We start from the raw sequence: 22,668 nt of genomic DNA, 5'->3' as shown, positions 1-22,668 counted from the left end.
ATCATCGGTGGCATGAACACACTCTCTCTTGCGCAAACCATCCCGTCGCATGCGTCGGCGGCCAGCCGCACGGTCGGCGATCTGCTGCGTGAATGGCGCCAGCGGCGAAGAATGAGCCAGTTGCTGCTTGCGGCTGAAGCCGATATTTCGACCCGGCATTTGAGCTTCGTCGAATCAGGTCGCGCGGTGCCGAGCCGGGAAATGGTCATGCATCTTGCCGAACGGCTCGACGTGCCGCTGCGCGCGCGCAATGCACTGCTGGTCGCGGCTGGTTATGCGCCGTTGTTCCGCGAGCGTCCGCTATCGGATCCGCAATTGGCCGCGGCGCGCGAGGCCGTCGAACTGGTGCTGAAGGGACACGAGCCCTACCCGGCGCTCGCCATCGACCGGCACTGGACCATCATTGCCGCGAACAATGCGCTCGCGCCTCTGCTGACCGGCGCCAGTCCGGAACTGCTGAAGCCGCCGGTCAATGCACTGCGCCTGAGCTTGCATCCGGAGGGCATCGCGGCGTCGATCGTCAATTGGCATGCCTGGCGCGAGCACATTCTGGCTCGGCTGCAGCGGCAAATCGACGTGAGCGGCGACAGCACGCTGAGCGCGTTGCGCGACGAACTGGCCGCCTATCCCGCGCCGCCGGACGCGGAAGCGGCCGGGCACGACAACGCCGCCGCCAATCAGATCGCGGTGCCGTTGCGGCTGCGCACGCCGATCGGCGTGCTATCGTTTTTCAGCACGACCACGGTATTCGGTACACCGGTCGACGTGACGCTCTCGGAACTCGCCATCGAAGCGTTCTTTCCGGCCGATCAGCAAACTGCGGCGGCACTGCGCGAATTCGGCGAGAGCCAGCGCGCCGAAGCGGCACGCCAACCGTAGCCTGATGGTAGAAGACGAGGCACACTGCTGCGTTAAGCCCATGTCCTTTCACTCGCCAGATTGACGCGGAGAGATGCACTTGAACGACAACGCCGTACTCGTACGCCAACTCGGTCCCGACGACCGCGACGATTACTTCCAGCTTCGCCTGCGCGGACTGAGGGCGCATCCGGATTCGTTCGGCCAGAGCTACGAGGAAGCGCTCGCCAAAGGTGCGTCACAACACGATGCGATGCTGAAGGGCTCGCGTGCGGCTGAAGGCGATTTTTTGCTCGGCGCTTACGCATCGGCCGGAACGCCGTTGATCGGCGTGGTCGGCCTGATCCGCAATCCGAGCGACAAGCAGCGGCATAAAGCTGCCGTGATCGGCATGTATGTCGCGCCGGAAGCCGCGGGCCGTGGCGTTGGACGCGCGTTGCTCAACGAATTGCTGGCGCGGGCCTCACGCGTGGAAGGCCTACGGCAAATCCAGTTGCTGGTCGGCAGCCGTAACGAAGCTGCGAGAAAACTGTATGAGTCGCTTGGGTTTCGCAAATATGGCTGCGAGATCGGCGCGCTGAATGTCGGCGGCGTGTTTCATGATGCGGATCTGATGGCGCTGTTTATCTAATTGATACTGGCTGATACTGGCGCGGCGGACGTCGCGCCCCGTCACGCTCATTCAATCGCCCAGCCACAGCACGCGATCCGTACTATTTTTTTGACTGCCTTTTCGCCACACCCGCCCTGAAAACGGCTTTCCAGCCGCCGTCGGGCTGCTCTCGATCCGGCGTTTGTCAGTCAACTCACACATGTCCGACCTCTCCACTTCGCTTCCGCGCGTGCCACGCCGTTTCGATATCAATCCGAAACCGCTCGGCGCCGCGCTCGTACTGATCGCGCTCGGCGACGTTTATCTGGCGCGAACCGTCGGCGGCCGCCAGGCGGCGCTCTATCTTGTCGGCGCCCTGCTCGGCATGTCGCTGTATCACGCGGCATTCGGCTTCACGTCGGCGTGGCGGGGTTTTATCGCCGACGGCCGCGGCGCCGGCCTGCGCGCCCAGATGCCTGCTTTTCGATTTTTTGAATGGGTTCTTGAAAATACGAATTCAACGTGCGGCATTGAGGAAGGCTCGGATCCCGTAGTCAAGCTAACGAATCCAATGATCCGGATCGCCCATCGGCAATTCCGCGCGGAAACCGCATTGAACAACCGAAAAAAGCGAAAATATGATCCGAGCTATGCGGACCTCCTCGCGATTGATCCAGCGTTTCGTGCATGGCAACATCTAGCGGCAGAGTGGCACAGCAAGGAAGGCAAAGGGCGCACAGCCTGGCGTGCCCTGACGCGTTTCTTTGCCGATTACATCGTCAGGATTCAGTTCGATAAAAGGCCGGAAGATTTTTTCCTGAACGCACTTGCACGCCCCCCATCGCTAAGACCCTGGGCCCGGAGAAGCTCAGTGGAGGAAAGGCGCTCAATGACAGCCGGCACGATTTCTTCCAATGGATCCTGCGGGAACACGTATCAGAAACAACCGACGACGGACATCGTGTGCGGCGAAGCGATTTTTCGAATCCGGTACAGCGCATTTGCAAAACGATCCTCTTCAAATCGTTGGACACGCCGTTCCGCTACATAGTGGCTTGTGACGCCCGTATGGAAAAAATGGGCCAACCTCGCCTGCGATCGCTCGCTTCGAAGACAAACGGTAAGGCAGCTAGCCACGTTGCCCTGGATCATTTTCTGATGCGCTACCTTCCACGACAGGGTCCCGAATTCGATCCGGCGGTCTTCCTGCGTAAAGACGTGCCGAAAGGCTCATTCATGGAACTACTGAAGAATCAGCCCGTACGCAAGACAAACAGCCTGTCGGTTATGGAACCGTTGAACATCAGCTCAACATTAATAACCACGTGCACGATTTCCTCGACTGGATTATCGATAAGAAACTCACCATCCACGACAGTCCTGATGGCGCGACCGCCGTTGAGTTCGAGAACCCCGTTCCGCATATTCCGGCCAACAGCAGAGAGTCGCTCGATCTCTTGGCGCCGCCCAAGGAAACACTACCTTACCGCTTCATGCAGGAACTACGCTCGATGCTGGCTCAAGGAAACTGTTTCCGCAACCGCGATGACCCCGACTGTGTCTGGCGCACCCGTCCTGCGAGGAAAACCGAGTCCTGCACCAAAAACTCGACCGTCACGGAACTGTGGTCGCCTGTAAGGGCCACGGCACCTTACTGCAAACTTGAAATCCCACTCAGATTATTTCAAGTTCGGTTTCTCGACTCCGGTGAAACCAATACGTGGCGATACGAGACGGTTACCATTCCGGTGTTCCATAGTCAGCGGCTTATGTCGACACCATCGGTGAGCCTACCGCAGACCTTCGCTCCAACATCGCGGCGGAAGCACGGGCAAAGATAGTCTACGAACGACTGATCAACGTAACCGATGACCCGGACATTAAGGAAACATTGTGCTTCCTGATGACGCGTGAAATCGCTCGTCAGAAGTCGTTCGAAAAAGCGCTTCACTCTATCCAGCCGAACTTTCCTCAAGGAAAGCTTCCTGGCGTCCCGGAATTTACAAGTGTCTTTTACAAAATGTCCGCGAGCGACGGCTCTCCGCGAGATCCGTGGAAAGATGGGCCCGAGTGGGATCTGTCGATGCGCCGAAACCGGCAGTGGATGGTGGCGATGGCTCGACGACCATTAACGTGTCCGCCGACGACGCCGATGTTCTTCGTGCCATGGCCTCGCGTACGGCGTCTGACACATCCTCCGCTCCGACGACCGGCTCCGACCTCGGAGTGGGAGAAGCTGTGAAGTGAAATAGTTGGCGACGTAGGAGCGGCTCCGTCCAATAGCCTATCTGCCATATTTTACCTCTGATTCGTTCTACTGAAAATATTTTGACCGATAAGGTCCGGACTATTTGTCAGCGCCGAAGTGATTAACTACAAGGGCACGATTGACTTCAAAAATTATCCGCCTACAATGAATTTTGTTGCATCGCAGCAATTAGCCTTTGCCAGCTGTGCGTGACCGTGAATTCATCAGTTTCATGCACTCGTCGTCTTCCCTATCTGGAGCATCCATGAACACGCTTATCCCCCAACGTTTGGCAGACACACAAACCGCCGGTATCACGCAGCTATTCGCGCTCTCGAGCAGCGCGTTCGATGGCATCGAAAAGCTGACCGCGTTGAATCTTCAGGTGGTCAAGGCGACGCTCGCTGAAAACCAGGCGCTGATGGCTAAGGCGTTGTCCTCGAAGCCTGAAGAACTGTTTGCGTTATCGACAAGCCTCGCGAAGCCCACGGCGGAAAAAATCGCGGCATACAGCCGCCACGTCTACGAAATCATGTCAGGCGTTCAGATTGCACTATCCGCAACCGCGCCGTCCCAGTACCAGCAATTTCAGCGTGACGCACAGGGATTCGTCGAGAACCTCACGAAGAACGCTTCGCTCGGTACCAACATTGTCGAAGCAGAATAAATGCAGATCGGGGTACCGGTTTCGTGCTGTTGCACGTGGGCCGCGAGCCCGCGTGGTGGGCATGATTCGCACAGTGGCGCGGAGCGATCTATTGAGCGCCCGGGTTCTGTGCCGCACAGCCTCACCGCTGCTCACCCCATGAAGTTTGGTCGGGCCACGTTGGCTACGTCCCTCTGGTGCTTTTTTGCAGTCCGCAACGCGCACGCACGGACCTATGCGTTGTGACAATTTTGGTCGCCGCGCAGTCGACCCTATATCGGTGCCTCGGGAGATTCGATGGAAAACCTTGCGTTAACGCCACCCCCGGCAATACTTCTCGCGCTGGAACCCCTTCGCGCCATATCGGATTACTTTGCAAGCCTTGCTCCCTTATCGGAGCCGTTGCCGCCAGGTGATGGTCACCCTGTTCTCATTTTCCCAGGTCTGGGTGTCAGCGGATACGCGACCGAAGGCATGCGTGAGAGGTTGCGAGAGTTGAACTACGAAGTCCACGATTGGGAACAGGGCGTCAACCAATGGCCCGAGACCGATTTCGACAGCTTTCTCGACTTACTAAGCGGGCAACTGAGGCAGATATATGACCGGAATAGTCGCACCGTTTCGTTAATCGGCTGGAGCCTTGGCGGAGTGTACGCTCGCGAACTCGCGAAAAAACATCCGCGATTGGTACGGCAGGCCATTACCCTCGGGACTCCGTTTGCAGACCAGCCAAACTCAACCCATGCCGGATGGCTTTTCACGCTCCTTAACGGCGGAGTATCGCCGATGGATGAGGCGTTGCTCCGGCGGCTGAGTATAGGCCCTGTGGTCCCTTGCACATCGGTATATTCGCCATCGGATGGTATCGTGGGGTGGGAAGGATGCGTCGGGACCGAGTCCGAGTACCATCGGAACATCGAAGTGGAGAACGTGAGTCATTGGGGCATGGTTCACAATCCGGACGTGCTACGAGTCGTGGCTCGCCTTCTTGCCGAGCACCGGCATGGCACATTTCGCACGTTGCTAGGTACCTGCGTCACCAAGCTTTTCTAGATGAAAGGGCCCGGCACTCCGAAACATGTTCAGCTGGTCACGAGATACGTCGACGGAGAAAAGACGTGGGCAACCAGGTAAAAAGGAAAAGCTTCACACCGGCTCAAATTGAAACTGCGTATCTATTGGAGCTGTCCGTCGGAACCTCGCACGTTATCAGCATGTTGTATCCAGCGTCGCGGCAAGCATGTGTCGAAGAGCTGAGCGAGAATTTTCTGACGCGATATGGAAACATCCATCTAAAAGGTTTTCTGCTGGCATTGGCGGAAAAACTTGATGCCCGCGCAAACAGTGAGGGCGCAACTGCGGTCCGACATTACGCACTGTTCGGAGCGACGCCGCCTAAAACCCTTCTCATCTCCGCATCCGCAGCCGTGAAGAAGAAAAGGATGCGGCGCGCGGCACCAAAGTATTCGCAGCCGCTGTAAGTCTGTCACGGACAGGAAAGACGGTGAATCCAATAGGCCGCGCGCTAGTCATTGTCCGGGCGTGAATTGAATCGACGACCCCGCAACCTGATTGCGCCAACCGCGTCTGTCACCGCCTTGTCGCTATAGAAGGTCGCGGATCCGTGGCAGGTTTTTCGCCCGTTGCTTCTGATGCCTTCCTGATGGATGCGGCAATCTCCGAACCGAATAAGAAAACAACGGCTGAGAAATATAGCCACATCATTAGTACGGCAAGAGAGCCTGCCGCACCGAATGAGTTTGCAGTGCCCGCATGGGCAAGATAAAACCCGAACAGATGCCTCCCAGCCGTAAAGAGCACCGATGCAGTCACACCTCCGATAAGGGCATGGCGAAAACGCACCTTTGCATCCGGCAGCAACTTGATAAGGGCAGCAAACCCAATCGCGAGTATCACCAGTCCGAAGACTGATTCACCTATTGCCGCGAGCACAACCAGTTTGGAGTCACCAAAAACCATGCGGCCAGCGAACTGTATGGCTGTGTCCAGCACAAGGGAAACAACCAGCAGGAAGCCTAGGCCCATGACCATCCCGAAGGAAATCAGTCGCGCGCGTAGCAAAAGCGCTAGTCCAGCGATACCTTTGGGCGATTCTGCGGCAAACACGACGTCGAGAGCGGTGTTGAGCGATGAAAACGTTGCCGAAGCACCGACGGCAACAAGTGCAACTGATATCGCAGAGGCAATGCCGCCTCCGCTCGCCCTATGCGCATGTTCGACGAGGGTTTGCATCGCGCTCGCCGCGTCGTTGCCAAGAACGCCTTTGACCTGGTCAAAGAGCCGCCCTTTGGCGGCGTCCGGGCCGAAAAACCACCCGGCGACAGCGAGCACGATGAGTAGCGTTGGAGCAAGCGAAAATGCGGAAAAGAAACCGATGCTCGCGCCCATCATTGAGCAGCGGTCGTCCGAGAACTTGCTGATGGCGGTCCGCGCGGTGGACATCAGCGTTAGCTTGCGCGGGATCGACTGATTTTTTATTTGACGCAGCATACGGAACCTCGCGCGTTGAGCCTGTACCCAAGACTGGAAAATAGTTGCCGAATAGCTTCGTCCTCGTCGGCTTCTTCGTCGTCCTCTGACTCAATCCGGGCCGTTCCGCCTGTCGCGGGTGGGTCACTTCGGGGAAGGTGTCTTCGACCGCCTTGTCGACGGTTTCCTGATAGTAGGCATCGAGGCTGCCCGCCATCTGATAATGAATGCCGAAACGGATATCGGATTTGTCGATGCCCATCCCGAACGCGTTGGTGGCCACCACTACGCGTGTCTCGCCCGACATGAACGCATCTTGCGCAGCTTCGCATGCCCTCGCCGCCATCAGTTTGTCAGCCTGATCCTTCATCAAGGCGATGAGCGGCGACACGACAAGCGCCGTACCATCGAGGCGCAGCGCCGGCAACTGATCGCACAGTGACTTTCCGGCGTCGGTGGGCATCGTCGCAAGCGGGTCGTGCCGTTCCAGCACGCTGCGAATGATGTCCTCCTGTCCGGCGCGCAATCTCGCGATGCCAAACATGACGCGCATCGTCTTGCGCATGCTGCGAAGCCGCTGTTCGAGGGTCATAAGTGCCTGTTGCTTTGATGGGCAGGCGCGATGGCTGTCGCGTTGCTGGATTTAGACAGCGAGTGTGCTGTCGCCAACCAGTCTGCTACCTGCCGCGTCGAGCTTGCTCTGCAGCGCGGCCGGCTGCAGCGGTTCAGCACCATGCCCAGCAACCCGTATGCCTACAGGCCGGCAGGCCTGAGGGCGGACCTGGAAGACGACATGACGTTCATGAATCGGTCACGCGCCAAGCGACTGAGCCGCGACGACCTGAAACGCTTCGGGCGGTTCTCGCCCCATCAATCGTAAAATCAGGTTTTCGAGCTGACTTAATTCCGCCGGCTTCAGGCAGACCGCCTCGAATCCGACTTCCTCCATCTCTCGAAGCTGATCGACTGTGTCGTATGCGGTGAACGCCAGAAGGGGAATTGTCGCAGTGGCCTCGATACGTCTAAGGGCCGTCGCAACGCCGATCCCCGAAAGACCCGGCATGGCGACGTCAAGGACAATACATTCCGGCCGCCAGTTTTTGGCTTCCTTCAGCGCATCTGAACCGTGGTAAACCGCGCGCACCTCCATGCCGCCCGCCGTCAGATAGGCGCTGAGGGCGTCTGCGGAAGCGCGACAATCGTCAACCACCAACACGCGCGGCGCCGTATTCCCCTCGGTGGGGCGTGGTGCATCTCTGTTTGCGTCTGTTTTCATGGCCTTACCTAGGTTGGGCGCGACGTGGAACGAGGGCGTTCGCCAAAGCGCCCGCAACGACCATTCCCGTCCCCTGCCCCGTTGAAAGCCACGAGAGATCGATGACGACATGCCTTCGTGTTGGTTTTCGGCCGGGCGACGTAAGCCAATTCTTGCGCCACGACTTTATTGCTACCAGGCGGACTGCATCGGCGCTGCCCGTCCCTCAGGTCTGTTGAAGAGTAAAGCCTGGTGACAACAGGTCAACCGTCAACCGTCTGTCTCGCAAACGACCATAAATCGGGTAAGCGCCACCGGTCCGAACGTATTGCTGATCGCGACATCGGCGGCATCCCGGCCGCGTGCCATCAGGATGCGCCCGGTGCGCGGCGCATTGTTGCGCGGATCGAAGGTTTCCCATTTGTTTCCCAGATACGCCTCAAACCAGGCACAGAAGTCCATCGGTGCGTAGGGAGGTGGAAGACCCACGTCGCTGATGTAGCCAGTGCAATAGCGCGCGGGGATGTTCATCGCCCGGCACAGCGCGACCGCGAGATGCGCGTAGTCGCGGCATACGCCGACACCGTCCTGCCATGTTTGCCACGCCGTTTTAGTCGGCCGCGCGCAGTTATAGTCGAAGCGGATATGGTTGTGCACGAAGTCGCAGATCGCCTGCACGCGAGCTCGCCCAAGCGGCGTGTGGCCGAACAATTGCCACGCAGCCTCCGAGAGCAGATCTGTCTCGCAGTAACGGCTGCCAAGCAGGAAAATCATGCATTCGTCGGGTAGCTCTTCGATCGCGTTCTGATAGTTGTTGGCCCCGCATAGCTCCTGATTCGGAGACACGTCGAATACGCCGCGCGCAGACAGCGTCAGCACGCCGGGTGGCGTCGTGAGACGCGTGCAGAGGTTGCCGAACGAGTCGTGATACTGCCGGAGCAGAACCCACGGATGCGTAATGAGGTGATCCGGAGCGATCATGTCCGCGGCGCGGGAGCTGTGCGTGTTCAGCATTAGAAGCATCGGCGTCGATTGCGCACACTCGTACACCAACTCGTACCCTACGCGAAGTCTCATCTGGTCACCTTTTGCGGCAGCACTGCAACGATCTGATCCGAAGCCATCGACGAAGCTCCAGCAATGACCGTTCCACGATGACGTAGCATCGCGTGCCCAGTGGCTCCCGCCTCAGGCCTCGGACGCCGCAGCGCCGGGCTCAAGACTGCCGCAGGCCCATCGGCATACCGTTCCCCTATTCACCAGATGTTGGTAATTGCCTCAGCACAGGCCCGTGGCGCGCGGCCCGACCGTCGAACGGCAGGGCAGCCTCATTGACCACCATCCACCGCCTTCAACGCTGACCGGAGGCATGGCCAGCGAGAGTCCCCTCGTCCCATGCGCATCGCTGCAATCTGTAGCCTCAACCCGCGCGATGGCTAGCGGAGGGCGGGCGCGGCGCGGGAGCCGACAACGCGGCAATCCTGCCTGCGTGCCGATTCGAACGCTACGCGCCAACCCTGATTGCTGACACATGTTCGTCATGATAGTTTGCTGCAATCCCCACCGCCGCAACTGGCATCTATGTTTCCGCGCCTCCGCGCGCGAAGAAAAAAACGGGGTGAGTAGCTCTGGACTTATCGTACGCATACGCCTATCCCCAAGAGGAATTCGAGAGCCATGGCTTCGATGATCCAGTGGACGACTCTGTTCTCCTGCCTCCGCACGGCGTCTGTCGCGGCTTCCCTGTCCATCGCCGCACTTGGAGCCCATGCCGCGGATCTCGTGATCGCAGGCCGGGACGACATCTACGGCCGCGGGCTCGCGCAGGCGGTGGACGGCTACAGGAAACAGCACCCGGGCGTCGATATCGAGTTGCTGAAGCTGCCGAACAACGACCTCTATCAGAAGCTGAAGCTCTCGTTGCGGGAAAACACGCGCGCCTATGACCTGGTGATGATGGACGACACCTGGTCCCCCGAATTCATCGCCAACGGATGGCTTCAGCCGCTGCCCGCCACGCTCGCAGACGCTGACATGGTGCCCTCCACAATCGCCCTGGGACGCGCCTCGACGGGCATCCTGTACGCGATGCCGATCGTCGGCAACGTCGAGATGTTCGCCTATCGCAAGGATCTGCTGGCGAGTCGCGGCCTGCAGCCGCCGCGCAACTGGGACGACGTGCTGAAAATCGCACAGACCATCGGTACAGCCGACAAGGACGTTTCGGCTGTCGTGTTTCGCGGCATGAAGGGCAACCCCGTCGTCACCGGTTTTCTGCCGATCCTGTGGGCGTATGGTGGAGAAGTCGTCGACACGAACGGCAAGGTCACAATCGATTCGCCCCAGGCGCTGGCCGCGCTGAAGATGCTCCTCGCCCTCAAGAAGTGGGCACCGAAGGACGTCGATGTGTATGGCGCCGGCGAAGTGCGCGACGCGTTGCAGGGCGGCACGGCCGCGCAGGCCATCGAAGTGTGGCCCGCCTGGCTGCCTGCGCTCGACGATCCGGCGAAGTCGCGAGTCGTCGGCCAGATCGCGTTGCAGCCTCCGCCCGGCGAGGTCAAGGGGCCGGCGCCGATGCTCGGCATCTGGCAAATGGGCATTGCGAAAGATGCAGCGCATGCGAAAGTGGCAGCGGATTTCCTTGCCTATCTGACTTCGTCAGCAACGCAAACGCAACTTGCCGTGCTGGGCATTCCGCCGACGCGCAAGAGCGTCTTCGCCAACCCGGCGCTCGTCAAGCAATATCGCTGGTATCCGGACCAGCTCAAGGCGCTCGAAGCGGGCCGTGCGCGCCCGCGCGTGAAGGACTGGCAGCAGATCGAGGCGATTCTCGGCGACGCGTTGCAACTCGCGCTGACCGGGCAGGCCGCGCCCGACGCAGCCTTGCATCAGGCCGCGCAGAAGATCGCCCAGGCCAACGCCGTCTCGCAGTGACAGCGCCTGCAAGCGGGGAAACGGGTCGATGAGCCGGTCGCGACGTTACCTGCCGCTGATCGTCCTGATGAGCCCAGCCGTGCTCGTGCTCGGCGTGCTGGCGCTCTACCCGGTCGCACGCGTACTGATCGATTCATTTTTCTCAGTGGATTACGCGTCGGGGCACCGCTCGTTCATCGGGCTCGCCAATTATCGATCGGTCATTGCGGACGGCGAGTTCGGCACGAGTTTCGTCAATACGATCCAGTTCATGATCGTCGCCTCGATCGCTGAAGTCCTATTCGGACTCGCGCTCGCGCTACTGTTCGTTCGCGCGTTTCCGGGCCGGCGCATCGCATTGCCGCTCGCCGTGCTGCCGATGATGCTCTCCACGCTCGTCTGCTCCGCCATCTGGCGCAACTGGCTCAATTACAACGGCTTCCTGAATGCGTTGCTCACGGCGGCAGGTCTGCCGCGGGTGCCCTGGCTATCCGATCCGCACGTCGCGCTCTGGTCGCTGATGCTGGTCGATGTCTGGCAATGGACGCCGATGGCATTCCTCATCATTCTCGCGGGGCTACAGTCGATTCCACCTGAAGTCGCGGAAGCGGCACGCACCGACGGTGCGAACGAATGGCAGTGCTTGCGGTACATCACGCTGCCGCTCGTTGCACCGCACATCGCCCTTGCCATGCTGCTGCGGTCGATCGACACTTTCAAGCTGTTCGACAAGGTGTACGCGTTGACGGGCGGCGGTCCCGGCAATGCCACGCAGACGCTGTCGACGTACATCTACGACACGGGCTTCCGGTTCTTCAACGTTGGGCCTGCCAGCGCGGCTTCGGTACTGATGCTCGTCACCTGCGCGGTGCTGGTCTCGGGATACATATGGAAATCGGCCGTCAAGCGCGACCGGTGATGCCGGTCGCGCGCCTGCAGGGATTCGCGCGACGCTCGTCCGGTGCCGCGGTGCGTGGTCTATTGCGGCTCGGTGCGCTGGCGGTGTTGCTGCTGCCGTGCGTATGGATGGTTGGCGCGGCCTTCACGCCCACGCTGGAACGCCTCGCTCATCCGCTTGCTTTGTGGCCTTCCACGCCCACGTTCGAGCATTTTGCGGCGGTGTGGGAAAGCGGCATGGCCCAGTCGGTACTGAACTCGGTGTGGGTCGCGCTGGGCGCCACGTTGCTCGCACTCGCTCTGGCTTTTCCGGCCGCCTATGCCCTCGCGCGACTTGCGTTTCCGGCGCGGCTCGATCTGGTGTTCCTGATGCTCGTGCTCGCCCTCAAGCTGATGCCGCCGATTGCGGTGGCCGTACCGCTGTTTTCGCTGGCAAAGTGGCTCCATCTGCTCGACTCCCTGTTCGGGCTGATACTCGTGTATCAGCTATACACGCTGCCGATGGCGATCTGGATGTTGCTGCCGTTCGTGCGCGACGTGCCGATCGACTTCGAAGAAGCCGCCGCGCTCGACGGCGCGAACCTCGCACAGCGCATCGTCTTCATCGTCATGCCGCTGTGCGCGCCAGGTCTCGTTGCCACCGCCATCTTCGTGTTCATCACTGCATGGAACGAGTTTCTGCTGGCGCTGTTGTTCGTCTCGTCGCCGAGTCATTTCACGCTTCCGCTCGTCATGGCGGGCTATGTGACCGAGAACGGCATCGACTGGGGAGAACTGATGAGCGCGGGGCTGATTTCGTCAGTACCGACGCTTGTGCTCGCGGGTTATGTGCAGCGCTACCTGATGCAGGGCTTTTCGGGCGGGTTGAAGTAGCGAGCTCCAATCTTCTGTCGTTGGTTGCAGCAGACGCTTTGCTTATCCAGTGGTTCTCTTGTGCCCTGCCCTGACCGATCCCACTGTTTCGCCCGCTGACTGGATGTCGGCGATCGATGGCAACCGATTGCTTTCCGCACCGACCTTGCCGGGCAGCCACGACACCTGCGCCTACACCGTCGATGACCGGCTAGCGCGCACGCAGCATGCCACGCTCGACGATCAGTTGCACCATGGCGTGCGGGTCCTCGACATCCGCTGCCGCCATGAGCGCGATCGCTTTGCGATTCATCACGGCGGCATTCCGCTGGGTCTCACTTTCGACGATGTGGTGCGGACATGCAGTCAGTTTCTCGCGCGTCACCCCGGCGAATGCATCGTGATGTCCGTCAAGGACGAATGGCCCGCGCGTGACTGCACCCGCACCTTTGCCGCGACCTTCGAATGGTATGTGAGGCAACGAGCGGATGTGCGCTGGCACCTTGCCGCTGAACTGCCGCTGCTACAGACGGTACGCGGGGGCATCGTGCTGCTGCGGCGCTTCACGAGCGACAAGCCGCTCGGTATGGATCTGACGGCCTGGCACGACAACGCGACGTTTGATATTGACAACGTGGCGGCGCCGTTCACCATCCAGGACGAGTTTCGCGTGCCGGTGCCGATATCGATCGCTTCCAAATGGCGCGCCATCGATTCGCTGCTGGACCTCGCCCCAAGTCTGTGCGGGGAACGTTGGGTTATCAACTTTTGCAGCGGCACGGGCATGGCGGCACCCCCAGTCGTCGTGGCGCTTGGCGATCCACAGCATCGCGGTATTCACGAGCAGCTTGCCGAGCGACTCGCGAGTCGTTCGGAAACGTGCGGCACCGTGATGCTCGACTTTTGCGACTGGAAGGATTGGCGCCACGTTCATGCGTTGATCGACTGCAACTGGAGCCGATAAGGCCGTCTTTGCGCAGGGAAAGCGCCAACCTTTTTTACGCGTCTCAACTGACGAGGCTGCCCGACTTGATAGATGCTCAATTGCTGAGCTTCTGAACCGTGGGCCCGCTGACTGGCTTCACTGAAATCGCTCCAGAATCAGGACCGATTGTTAGCGTCACTGGGATTCAGCGGCATCGTGTCAGGCAGCTTGCACGGCTGGCTGTGGCTGGTCGCGGCCTTTGCCGGGAATGTGCTGGGCACGCGCCTGCGGCCGGCGTTCGGTCTCGAAGTCGAACGCGTTCGCTCCACCGGCTGCCAGATGTAACGTAGGAAGTTACAAATACAGCCTTGTTTGTAACCGGGGCCGTACCAACCTGTTACACCTTCGTTTTGGCCCCATAGCGGCCCCGGATAGCGGTATTTATTGCTCTATATTGCGCTCGCTTTCTATTTCCTTTCCGAGTCGAGCGGGAATTACCGATCCGCAGCCGGCCCGCTCTCTCCCCTCAGACAAACAAGCAAAACGCCCGTAGTACAAGGGTTTCCATGGAGCAGACAAATGTCTCCGATAGCGGAAAATCCACTTGGCATGGTCTATTACAGCACCGTGAAAGAGTTACCGAAATTTGATGTATCTTTTTGAGATATTTTTTTGAGAAGGGATTGATTTCTTGTTTTACCCTTCATACAATTCGTCCCAAGCTGTTACGAAATGTAACGTGATGTATCAAAAAGGTCGCCATCTGTATCAGGTGGTAACCCGTAGCCGGAGGACAACGTTTCCGGCGAGGCACAAAAGACATAACGGCAAAAAATGCCGACATAGTAATTCGGGGCTTCGGAAAAAACAGAAATGGACCGTAGCAGCGAGACGCTGGATTCAATCCGCGAGATTAATTTGTCTTACATCATGCTTGCGCAACGTATGTTGCGTGAGGACAAACCGGTCGGTATGTTCCGGCTGGGACTGTCGTCGGAACTGGCTGATTTGCTTGCCGGGCTGTCGCTCGCGCAGATCGTCAAGCTGGCCGCTTCCGATCAGCTTTTGTGCTTCTTCCGCTTCAACGATCACTCGATGCTGTCGGCGTTGACGCAAACGACAAAGCACACCGCAGTGGCACCGACTCACGCGGCGATCCTGCTTGCAGGCCAGCCGGCTGAACAGTTCGCTTAATCGAGGTGACTGCGATGCTCAAGCGTAGCCTGACGGAAGACGCACAGGAAGTATTCCGCGCCATTGCGCTGATCGAACTGGGCGCACGCATGCAAGTGCTCGAGAGTGAATTGACGCTCTCGCGCGACCGCATGATCCGCCTGTATCGCGAGGTCAAGGGCGTGTCGCCACCCAAGGGCATGCTGCCGTTTTCGGCGGACTGGTATATGACGTGGCTCGCGAACATCCACGCGTCGTTGTTCTACAACACGTACCTGTTTCTGAAGAACGAAGCGCGTTGCTCGCATCTGGACGCGCTGACCAAAGGGTATCGGCTGTATCTGGAACATTGCCAGCACAGCGAAACCGAACCCGTGCTGGACTTGACGCGTGCGTGGACGCTGGTGCGTTTCTTCGACGCCGACATTCTGCAATTGACCAAATGCTGCCGTTGCACCGGCAAGTTCGTGGCGCACAAACACGATCTGCAGCATAACGTGGTGTGTGGCGCGTGCCAGCCGCCGTCGCGTGCCGGCAAGACGAAGAAAGCCGCGGCTGCCCGCCAGGAAGCGCTCGAAGCAGCACAGATCGCGCAAGCCGCCTGAGTGGAGCACCGCTGAGTCGATGAGGGCAGGTCCAGCCCGATTCGAACCGAAGCCTTGATTAGAAAGTCCGCCTCAGCGCGGACTTTTTTTCGTCCCATTCGCGCCGTCGGCCGGCATCAGGCACGCGGCGAAAAGCCGGATCAGCCGGCCAGTCCCACCGTCTGCACCACCAGCCAAAGATTCGCCGCGCTGATCACCACGAACAGCGTCCACGCGACGAACCGCGTCAGCAGCGTGTTGGCGAATTCGCCCATCAACGAACGGTCGCTGGTCATGCGGATCAGCGGATAAAGCGCGAACGGCAGTTGCAGGCTCAGCACGACCTGGCTTGCGACCAGCAGTTTGCCGACCGCGCCGTTACCCATCATCTGCACGCCGATCAGCGCGGGGATCAAGGCCAGTGCGCGCGTGATGAGGCGCCGTTGCCAGCACGGAATCTTCAGCTTCAGGAAGCCTTCCATGATGACCTGCCCCGCCACCGTGCCGGTGAAGGTCGAGCTTTGCCCCGAGGCGAGCAGGGTCACGGCGAACAACACCGCCGCGAAACCGGTGCCGACGATCGGCGCGAGCAGCTTGTAGGCGTCTTCGATTTCGGTGACCTGATTGTGGCCGGTGGCATGGAACGCCGCGGCGGCAAGAATCAGGATCGCCATGTTGATCAATAGCGCGAACACCAGCGACGCGATCGTGTCGATGCGCGACATGCCGATCGCCGAGCGGATGCTGACGGGGTCGCGCTTCACCGCGCGCGTCTGCACGATCGACGAATGCAGATAGAGGTTATGCGGCATGACCGTCGCGCCGAGAATGCCGATCGCCAGATACATGGGTTCGCGCGAGTTCAAAGCCTGCCACGACGGAATCAGCCCTTGTGCGACCGACGGCCAATGCGGCTGCACCAGCGCGAGCTCGATGATGTATCCCACGCCGATGGTCGCGATCAGGCCGAGCATGATCGCTTCGAGATCGCGGAAGTTCTTACCCTTCAGGCCGAGCACGATCAGCGTATCGAACGCGGTCAGCAGGACGCCGGTGGTCAGCGAGCATTTGAATAGCAGATGGAAAGCGAGCGCGCCGCCCAGCACTTCGGCCAGATCGCAGGCCACGATCGACAGTTCCGCGAGCAGCCATTGAAAGCGCGCCACACCCGGCGAATAACGCGCTCTCGACAACGCCGCGAGATCGCGTCCAGTCGCGATGCCGAGGCGCATGCTCAGGCATTGCAGCGCCATCGCCGCGAGACTCGACAGCATGACGACGAACAGCAGGCTGTAGCCATAGCGCGATCCCGCTTCGATGTCGGTGGCCCAGTTGCCCGGGTCCATATAGCCGATCGAGATCAGCAGGCCGGGGCCTGCGAATTGCAGGATCTTCTTCCAGAAAGGCGCGCCTTGCGAGACGGCCACCGAGCCTTGCACCTCGGATGGGCAAAACGGCGCCGTTGCGGTGGTCGGTAGTTTGAACTGCAATCCGGGAATCTCTTGAAGGGGATAAAACGCGGCGCATCGTGCCGGCCGCCGCGAACCGCCTCAAGTGTACAAAGAAACTTCCGGCAACGCGCCGGTGAGCGCGTATCGGCCGACGTCGCGCACGCGATAGTCGAGCGGATCATGCAGCGTATGCACGCGGGCGTTCCGCCAGAAACGGTCGAGCGCGAGCGGCGCGTGCGTCGCGCGCGCGCCACAGGCATCGAACAGTTTTTCGCTGACGTCGAGCGCGGCGCGGTGCGCGACGATCTTCGCCTCCGACGTGGCGAGCGCAACCTGCGCACGGGTTTCCGCGGAAAGCGACGGACCTTGTTGCCACGCGTCTTCCAGCAACCAGGCCGCACGCGTCGCCAGCGCTTCGGCGCTCACCGCTTGCAGGCGCATTTCGCCGAAACGCTGGATCAGGTAGGGATCGTCGGAGGCCTTGTCGACGCCGGAATAGATCCACGCCTTGCCGTTCCGCGTGACGTAGGCGCGCGCTTCGTCGAGCGCGCCTTGGGCAATGCCCACGAACAGATTGGTCAGCACCTGTTGCGAGATCAGCGTGCGCAAACTTGCATGCGGCGTGTCCGGCCGCACCATCACTTCATCGGGTTCGACCTTGACCCGCGTGAAGGACACGCTGCCGCTGTCGGTCTGCCGCTGGCCGATCGGGTTCCAGTCCTCGTGAACGGTGATGCCTTCGCGCGTCGTCGGCACCACGCCGAACACCGGTTTGCCGGTGAGCGGATCGTGCGCGGAGACCGTCATCATCTGCGAGCCGCGTGTGCCGGAGCAAAAGCCCTTCTGGCCGTCGAGCAGGTAGCCGCCGTCATCGGTTGCGCTTCCAACCAGTCGCGTGTCGAGCGGATTGACGGCGTTGCCCCACCACCATCGTCCTTCGACGGTGCCGCTCAAATAGCGGGCTCGTTGTTCCGGATTGCCCCATACATTGACGCTGACCACCTGCAAGCAGGTGAAGCCCAGCAGATGCGCGAGCGCGCTGTCCACTTGCGCGATCTTGCGGATCGTCTCGTAGATATCGGGCCAACGCGCGCCGAGGCCGCCGAATTCGCGCGGTACCGCGAGCGTGAGCAACCCCGCGTCGGCGATCCATTGTTTTTCCCGCGCGGCATGGCCGCCATCGATATCGCGCTGCGCGGCACTGGCGCGCAGCGCGTCGAGCAAACCAGCGAGATCGCGCACCTCGGGCGTAGCGAATGCCTGAGGCGTTTGCAACGCATCGGCATGACGAGGATCGTTCATGCAATTTCCACTTGAAGAGTTGTTCGGCGAGCGGCAGCAAGCGGAACGTTTGCGGCGCTCGATGCCGTAGCTAGCATGATAGGCGGTGATGCGAGCGCAGCAAATGTGAACGGCTATTCTTCATGCAAATAGCAGCCGCGCGGTAAATACGATCAGACCCGCTGCGCAAGCCGCCGCACGAACCGGTCACCGACGAACTGCACCGCCGTGACGATCGCGATCAGCAGCACGATCACCGTCACCATCACAGTCGTATCGAAACGCTGATAGCCGTAGCGGATCGCCAGATCGCCGAGACCGCCGGCGCCGACCGCGCCCGCCATCGCGGAGGAACCGATCATCGCCACCACGGTAATCGTGAAGCCGCCGAGAATGCCCGGCAGCGCCTCAGGCAAGAGCACATGCCAGATGATGTGCCGGCGTTGCGCACCCATGGCCTGCGCGGCTTCGGTCAAACCGCGGTCCACTTCACGCAGGCTCACTTCGGCCACGCGCGCAAAAAACGGAATCGCCGCGATACTGAGCGGCACGATCGCGGCCCATACACCGATCGTCGTGCCGATCAGCAAACGCGTGAGCGGCAGCAACGCGACCAGCAGAATGATGAAGGGTGTGGAGCGGAACGCGTTGACGAGCGCACCGAGCGTGCTGTTCACCGCCCGCTTCTCGAAGATGCCGCCGCGTGTCGTCGTGACCAGCACCAGCGCCAGAGGAATGCCGATCAGGGCCGCGATGAATGCGGACACGCCGACCATGACGATGGTGTCGCGAATCGCATCGGCGAGTTCGGAAAGCCACAACTCAGACATAGCCCAGTACCTCGACGTGATTGGCGTAATGGCGCGCGCGTTCGAGGAGCGTCGCGATCTGTTTCTGTACGGTGCTGCCCTCGTCCGCGCGCACTTGCGCGGACACCACGAGGCGCCCTTGCGCGTGCCCCTGAATCCGGTCGATGCCGCCATGCACGAAACTCACCCGGCCGCCATCGGCACTCAACGCCGACGCAAGGCCACCGAGATCGGGCTCACGCGCATCGACGCCGGTGAAACGCACGTCCAGCAGAATCTGCGCGTCCACTTGCGCAATGTCGTGCAGTGGCTTGATCCGTTGCGCAAGGTCAATCGGCAAGTCATGCACCAAGGTGCGCAACAACGCGCGTGTCGCATCATGTTGCGGATCGCCGAACACGCGCCACACTGGGCCTGTCTCCACCACCTCGCCGCGCTCGATCACCGCAACCGTATCGCACACTTCACGAATCACCTGCATTTCGTGCGTGATCAATACGATGGTCAGATTCAGGCGCTGATTGATATCGCGCAGCAACGCGAGAATGGCTTGCGTCGTTTCGGGATCCAGTGCGGAGGTCGCTTCGTCGCAAAGCAGAATGTCCGGATCGGTGACCAACGCGCGCGCAATGCCAACGCGCTGTTTCTGGCCACCGGACAAGCTCGCCGGATACGCGTCGCGTTTGGCGGACAAACCCACTAATTCCAGTAGCGCATCGACTTTTTTGTCGATCGCCGCTTTCGGCACACCGGCGATTTTCAGCGGCAACGCAATGTTCTCGCGCACCGTCTTTGCCGAAAGCAGATTGAAGTGCTGAAACACCATGCCGATGCGCCGGCGCAACGCCACGAGTCCGCGTTCGTCGAGTTCACCGACGCTCACGCCATTCACGCGCAGCGCGCCCGAACTCGGCTTTTCCAGGCCGTTGACGAGCCGCAACAGCGTCGACTTGCCTGCTCCGCTGCGGCCGATAATGCCGAACACTTCGCCCCGCGCCACATTCAACGTGACGTTGGCGAGCGCCGCGGTCGACACGCCGCGTGCGTCGGCGAACACTTTACCGACGTTGTCGAATATCACTGCGGGTTGCGCCGTCGTTGCGTGCGAGTCAGGATTGACGGCGAGAGACGGCGCGTCTTCGATGAACTGCGGCACGTCAAAAAGATTGGCCATGGTTTCGCTCCTCTCTTACGCTTCCGCGGCGGCTTGCACCCGGCGGCGATGCTGCGCGCCCGCATGTACGTCGGGCAGTCGCGCACGGCCGCCGCCGAACAGTTTCTCGCGCAGCGTCGGCGCAGGATCGTAATCCTCCTTGTAAACGCCGCGATTCTGCAATTCCGGCACGACCAGATTCACAAAGTCTTCGAACGATTCAGGCATCACCGTGCGCGTCAGATTAAAGCCGTCGACACCCGCTTCCTCGATCCACGACACCAGTTCATCCGCGATCTGCTGCGGCGAGCCGACCACCGGCTTCGCGCGGCCGCCGAGTGTCATCTGTTCGAGCACTTTGCGTTTGGTCCACACACCGCTCACGCTCTTCTTCGAAATCGCCTCGACGGCCGATTGCATCGACTCGGTCTTCACGTAGGAGATCGGTTCGTCCAATTCGTATTGCGAGAAGTCGATGCCGGTCGAACTGGAGAAATGCGCGATGCCGCCTTCGGCGCTCGCGTAACGGCGGTATTCCTCGAATTTTTCCTGCGCGGCCCGCTCGGTTTCGCCGACTACAACGGTGATGCCCGCGAAGATCTTGATGTCGTCCGGCGCGCGGCCGAAGCTCACCGCACGCGCGCGGATGTCGTCGACAATCGAGCGCGTCAACTGCTTGTTCTGGCCGCCGACGAACACGCATTCCGCGTGACGTGCCGCGAAATCGACGCCACGGCTCGACGATCCCGCCTGGTACAACACGGGCGTGCGTTGCGGTGACGGCTCGCTGAGATGAATCGCGTCGATCGAATAGTACGGACCGTCGTGCTTCACGCGATGCACCTTGTCCGGATGCGAGAAGATGCGCGCCGCGCGGTCGCGCACCACCGCGTCGTCTTCCCAACTCTGCTCCCACAGCTTGTAGACCACGTCCATGTAATCGTCGGCGCAGTCGTAGCGGTCGTCGTGGCTGATCTGCTGCGCGAGCCCCATGCCGCGCGCCGCGCTGTCCAGATAGCCCGTCACGATGTTCCAGCCCACCCGGCCTTTGGTCAGATGGTCGAGCGTCGACATGCGCCGCGCGAACAGATACGGCGGCTCGTAAGTCAGATTCGACGTGACGCCGAAGCCGATGTGTTTGGTCACGTGCGCCATGGCGGGCACGATCAGCGACGGATCGTTGATCGGAATCTGCACCGATTCACGCAACGGCGTTTCCGGGCCGCCTTGATAAACGTCGTACACGCCGACGATATCCGCGAGAAAGATCCCGTCGAACTTGCCGCGCTCCAGCGTTTGCGCAAGGCTCGTCCAATAGTCGAGGTCGGTGTAATGCGCCGAACGGTCGCGCGGATGCGTCCACAACCCGTGATTGATGTGGCCGACCGCATTCATGTTGAACGCGTTCAGCAGGATCTTTTTCTTCGCCATCGTGCGGCTCCTTTGGCTTTCCGGTTTCGGCTAACCGCGCGGGTTACCAGGCGACGGCGTAGAGATTGCCGAAGGCTTTGTCGAGCGCGGCGCGCACTGCCGGCGAATGCTGATAGATCGAGATGAACTTGCGGATGCGCGGATCGTTCGCGCTTTCCGGACGCACGACCCATTGAATCGCGTAGTTCTTGTTTTCCAGGCCGTCGAACAGCAGCGCGCTATTCGGATCGGTGGTGCCGGCCAGCTTGATGAAACTCGGGTAACCCTGTGCGAGATCGACGTCGTCGAGCGAACGCGCCAGTTGCGATGCTTCCAGTTGCACGATCTTCAGATGCTTCGGGTTGTCGATAATGTCGAGTGTCGTCGCGCGATAGTCGATGCCCGGCTTCAGTTTGATCAGACCGGCGCGTTGCAGCAGCAACAGGCCGCGGCCACCGTTGACCGGATCGTTGGCGATCGCGACCGTGGCGCCGTCTTTCAATTCGTCGAAGCGCTTGATCTTCTTCGAGTACAGGCCGATCTTCATGATCGTGCCCGGCGCGATCGCGACGAAGTTATAACCGCCTTGCTTCTTTGCATTCTCGAGAAACGGAATGTGCTGGAAGTAGTTGACGTCGATGTCCTTGTTGGCGAGCGCCGCGTTCGGCGTGTTCCAGTCGGTGAACTCGATGATCTTCACGTCGAGGCCCTGTTCTTTCGCTTCGCGCGCGGCGATTTTGAGCGCTTCGATTTGCGGGCTGGTTGCGGTGCCGATTTTCAGCGTGGGCGAGTCGGCCGCCGAAGCGGGCGCGGCCTGCAACGCGAGTGCGAGACCGAACGCGCTGATAAGCGAGACAGCCGGCGTGTGGAAAAAGCGCTGCACGGTGGATAGAAAAATGCGCATGGTGAACTCGTAGGTTTCGGGCGTGGTTTGATTCGAGGCGAGCCGATCCAGCGGCATGCGCTGAAGTGCCTACAAAGGGAGTTCCTTCGAGACGTAATCAGCGTTGCCGGATAAGTCGGGCAACGGAAAATCCTACGTGCGGCTTAAACCGCGCGTGGCAGCGACAGGACGCGCAATGGGGTCAGCGCGGACAGCGGAAGGTCGGACAGGTCATCGCCTCTCTCCAG

The 22,668-nt window shown here is 60.4% G+C and carries 21 protein-coding genes and 4 pseudogenes; 15 read left to right on the top strand and 10 right to left on the bottom strand.

Going from position 1 to position 22,668, the window contains the following annotated elements; genetic code table 11:
- The first annotated feature begins 12 nt into the window (after positions 1–12).
- The 8 genes and pseudogenes from HF916_RS16090 (at position 13) to HF916_RS16055 (ending at position 5,825) form a co-directional block, all read left to right on the top strand.
- The gene (locus HF916_RS16090; protein WP_168789886.1) at positions 13–879 is read left to right on the top strand and encodes a helix-turn-helix domain-containing protein; all 867 of its coding nucleotides are present in this window, start codon (positions 13–15) and stop codon (positions 877–879) included.
- Positions 880–952: 73 nt separating this feature from the next.
- Positions 953–1,489: a GNAT family N-acetyltransferase gene (locus HF916_RS16085; RefSeq protein WP_168789885.1), complete on the top strand. Its 537-nt coding sequence runs from the start codon at positions 953–955 to the stop codon at positions 1,487–1,489.
- Between the two features lie 181 nt (positions 1,490–1,670).
- A pseudogene (locus HF916_RS16080) lies at positions 1,671–1,925 on the top strand (YeeE/YedE family protein); the annotation flags it as partial.
- A gap of 850 nt (positions 1,926–2,775) precedes the next feature.
- On the top strand, positions 2,776–3,291 hold the full coding sequence (locus HF916_RS50940) for a VPA1269 family protein (RefSeq protein ID WP_431311427.1): 516 nt from the start codon (positions 2,776–2,778) through the stop codon (positions 3,289–3,291).
- Positions 3,210–3,697, top strand: a pseudogene (locus HF916_RS16070) (manganese catalase family protein); the annotation flags it as partial. The gene HF916_RS50940 and the pseudogene HF916_RS16070, both read left to right, overlap by 82 nt.
- 266 nt (positions 3,698–3,963) lie before the next feature.
- Positions 3,964–4,365 (top strand): phasin family protein, encoded by a 402-nt coding sequence (locus HF916_RS16065; protein ID WP_168789884.1) that lies wholly within the window; start codon positions 3,964–3,966, stop codon positions 4,363–4,365.
- 276 nt (positions 4,366–4,641) lie between these two features.
- On the top strand, positions 4,642–5,397 hold the full coding sequence (locus HF916_RS16060; protein ID WP_168789883.1) for an alpha/beta hydrolase family protein: 756 nt from the start codon (positions 4,642–4,644) through the stop codon (positions 5,395–5,397).
- A gap of 65 nt (positions 5,398–5,462) precedes the next feature.
- Positions 5,463–5,825, top strand: a complete 363-nt coding sequence (locus tag HF916_RS16055) for a hypothetical protein (RefSeq protein WP_206001896.1) — start codon at positions 5,463–5,465, stop codon at positions 5,823–5,825.
- Between the two features lie 109 nt (positions 5,826–5,934).
- Here HF916_RS16055 and HF916_RS16050 read toward each other — a convergent pair whose 3' ends face one another.
- From HF916_RS16050 to HF916_RS16030, 4 genes and pseudogenes are all read right to left on the bottom strand, one after another.
- The gene (locus HF916_RS16050) at positions 5,935–6,807 is read right to left on the bottom strand and encodes a YihY/virulence factor BrkB family protein (protein WP_240975558.1); all 873 of its coding nucleotides are present in this window, start codon (positions 6,805–6,807) and stop codon (positions 5,935–5,937) included.
- Positions 6,808–7,018: 211 nt separating this feature from the next.
- Positions 7,019–7,426: pseudogene (locus tag HF916_RS52055) on the bottom strand (DEAD/DEAH box helicase); the annotation flags it as partial.
- Between the two features lie 219 nt (positions 7,427–7,645).
- The gene (locus HF916_RS16035; RefSeq protein WP_168789881.1) at positions 7,646–8,110 is read right to left on the bottom strand and encodes a response regulator; all 465 of its coding nucleotides are present in this window, start codon (positions 8,108–8,110) and stop codon (positions 7,646–7,648) included.
- 249 nt (positions 8,111–8,359) lie between these two features.
- Complete coding sequence (locus tag HF916_RS16030; protein ID WP_168789880.1) at positions 8,360–9,166, bottom strand: transglutaminase-like domain-containing protein; 807 nt, start codon at positions 9,164–9,166, stop codon at positions 8,360–8,362.
- Positions 9,167–9,766: 600 nt separating this feature from the next.
- On the opposite strand from HF916_RS16030, the gene HF916_RS16025 reads away from it, so the two are divergent.
- The 7 genes and pseudogenes from HF916_RS16025 to flhC all read left to right on the top strand — a co-directional run bounded on the left by HF916_RS16025 (position 9,767) and on the right by flhC (position 15,454).
- Complete coding sequence (locus HF916_RS16025) at positions 9,767–11,023, top strand: ABC transporter substrate-binding protein (RefSeq protein WP_168789879.1); 1,257 nt, start codon at positions 9,767–9,769, stop codon at positions 11,021–11,023.
- A 28-nt stretch (positions 11,024–11,051) separates the two neighbouring features.
- On the top strand, positions 11,052–11,921 hold the full coding sequence (locus HF916_RS16020) for a carbohydrate ABC transporter permease (protein ID WP_168789878.1): 870 nt from the start codon (positions 11,052–11,054) through the stop codon (positions 11,919–11,921).
- Positions 11,921–12,772, top strand: a complete 852-nt coding sequence (locus HF916_RS16015) for a carbohydrate ABC transporter permease (RefSeq protein WP_168792034.1) — start codon at positions 11,921–11,923, stop codon at positions 12,770–12,772. The genes HF916_RS16020 and HF916_RS16015 overlap by 1 nt, the downstream gene beginning before the upstream one ends.
- Before the next feature lie 58 nt (positions 12,773–12,830).
- The gene (locus HF916_RS16010) at positions 12,831–13,715 is read left to right on the top strand and encodes a phosphatidylinositol-specific phospholipase C (RefSeq protein WP_431311426.1); all 885 of its coding nucleotides are present in this window, start codon (positions 12,831–12,833) and stop codon (positions 13,713–13,715) included.
- 165 nt (positions 13,716–13,880) lie between these two features.
- A pseudogene (locus HF916_RS16005) lies at positions 13,881–14,021 on the top strand (YeeE/YedE family protein); the annotation flags it as partial.
- Positions 14,022–14,549: 528 nt separating this feature from the next.
- Positions 14,550–14,870, top strand: a complete 321-nt coding sequence (gene flhD, locus HF916_RS16000) for a flagellar transcriptional regulator FlhD (protein WP_007177882.1) — start codon at positions 14,550–14,552, stop codon at positions 14,868–14,870.
- A 14-nt stretch (positions 14,871–14,884) separates the two neighbouring features.
- On the top strand, positions 14,885–15,454 hold the full coding sequence (flhC, locus tag HF916_RS15995) for a flagellar transcriptional regulator FlhC (protein ID WP_007177883.1): 570 nt from the start codon (positions 14,885–14,887) through the stop codon (positions 15,452–15,454).
- Positions 15,455–15,594: 140 nt separating this feature from the next.
- Here flhC and HF916_RS15990 read toward each other — a convergent pair whose 3' ends face one another.
- From HF916_RS15990 to HF916_RS15965, 6 genes are all read right to left on the bottom strand, one after another.
- Complete coding sequence (locus HF916_RS15990; RefSeq protein WP_168789876.1) at positions 15,595–16,923, bottom strand: Nramp family divalent metal transporter; 1,329 nt, start codon at positions 16,921–16,923, stop codon at positions 15,595–15,597.
- 60 nt (positions 16,924–16,983) lie between these two features.
- Positions 16,984–18,186 (bottom strand): acyl-CoA dehydrogenase family protein, encoded by a 1,203-nt coding sequence (locus HF916_RS15985; protein WP_168789875.1) that lies wholly within the window; start codon positions 18,184–18,186, stop codon positions 16,984–16,986.
- Between the two features lie 152 nt (positions 18,187–18,338).
- Entirely contained in the window at positions 18,339–18,995 is a 657-nt protein-coding gene (locus HF916_RS15980) for a methionine ABC transporter permease (RefSeq protein ID WP_168789874.1), read from the bottom strand.
- Positions 18,988–20,148: a methionine ABC transporter ATP-binding protein gene (locus HF916_RS15975; protein WP_168789873.1), complete on the bottom strand. Its 1,161-nt coding sequence runs from the start codon at positions 20,146–20,148 to the stop codon at positions 18,988–18,990. Before HF916_RS15975 ends, HF916_RS15980 begins: the two co-directional genes overlap by 8 nt.
- 15 nt (positions 20,149–20,163) lie before the next feature.
- Positions 20,164–21,558, bottom strand: coding sequence for an LLM class flavin-dependent oxidoreductase (locus HF916_RS15970; protein WP_168789872.1), 1,395 nt, complete (start codon positions 21,556–21,558; stop codon positions 20,164–20,166).
- A 43-nt stretch (positions 21,559–21,601) separates the two neighbouring features.
- On the bottom strand, positions 21,602–22,441 hold the full coding sequence (locus HF916_RS15965) for a MetQ/NlpA family ABC transporter substrate-binding protein (protein WP_168792033.1): 840 nt from the start codon (positions 22,439–22,441) through the stop codon (positions 21,602–21,604).
- Positions 22,442–22,668: the final 227 nt, after the last annotated feature.

This window comes from Paraburkholderia aromaticivorans, from assembly GCF_012689525.1.
Taxonomy (GTDB): Bacteria; Pseudomonadota; Gammaproteobacteria; order Burkholderiales; family Burkholderiaceae; genus Paraburkholderia; species Paraburkholderia aromaticivorans_A.
Note: the sequence above shows the minus strand (reverse complement) of the source record. Positions and strands in the feature narration are given on the sequence as shown.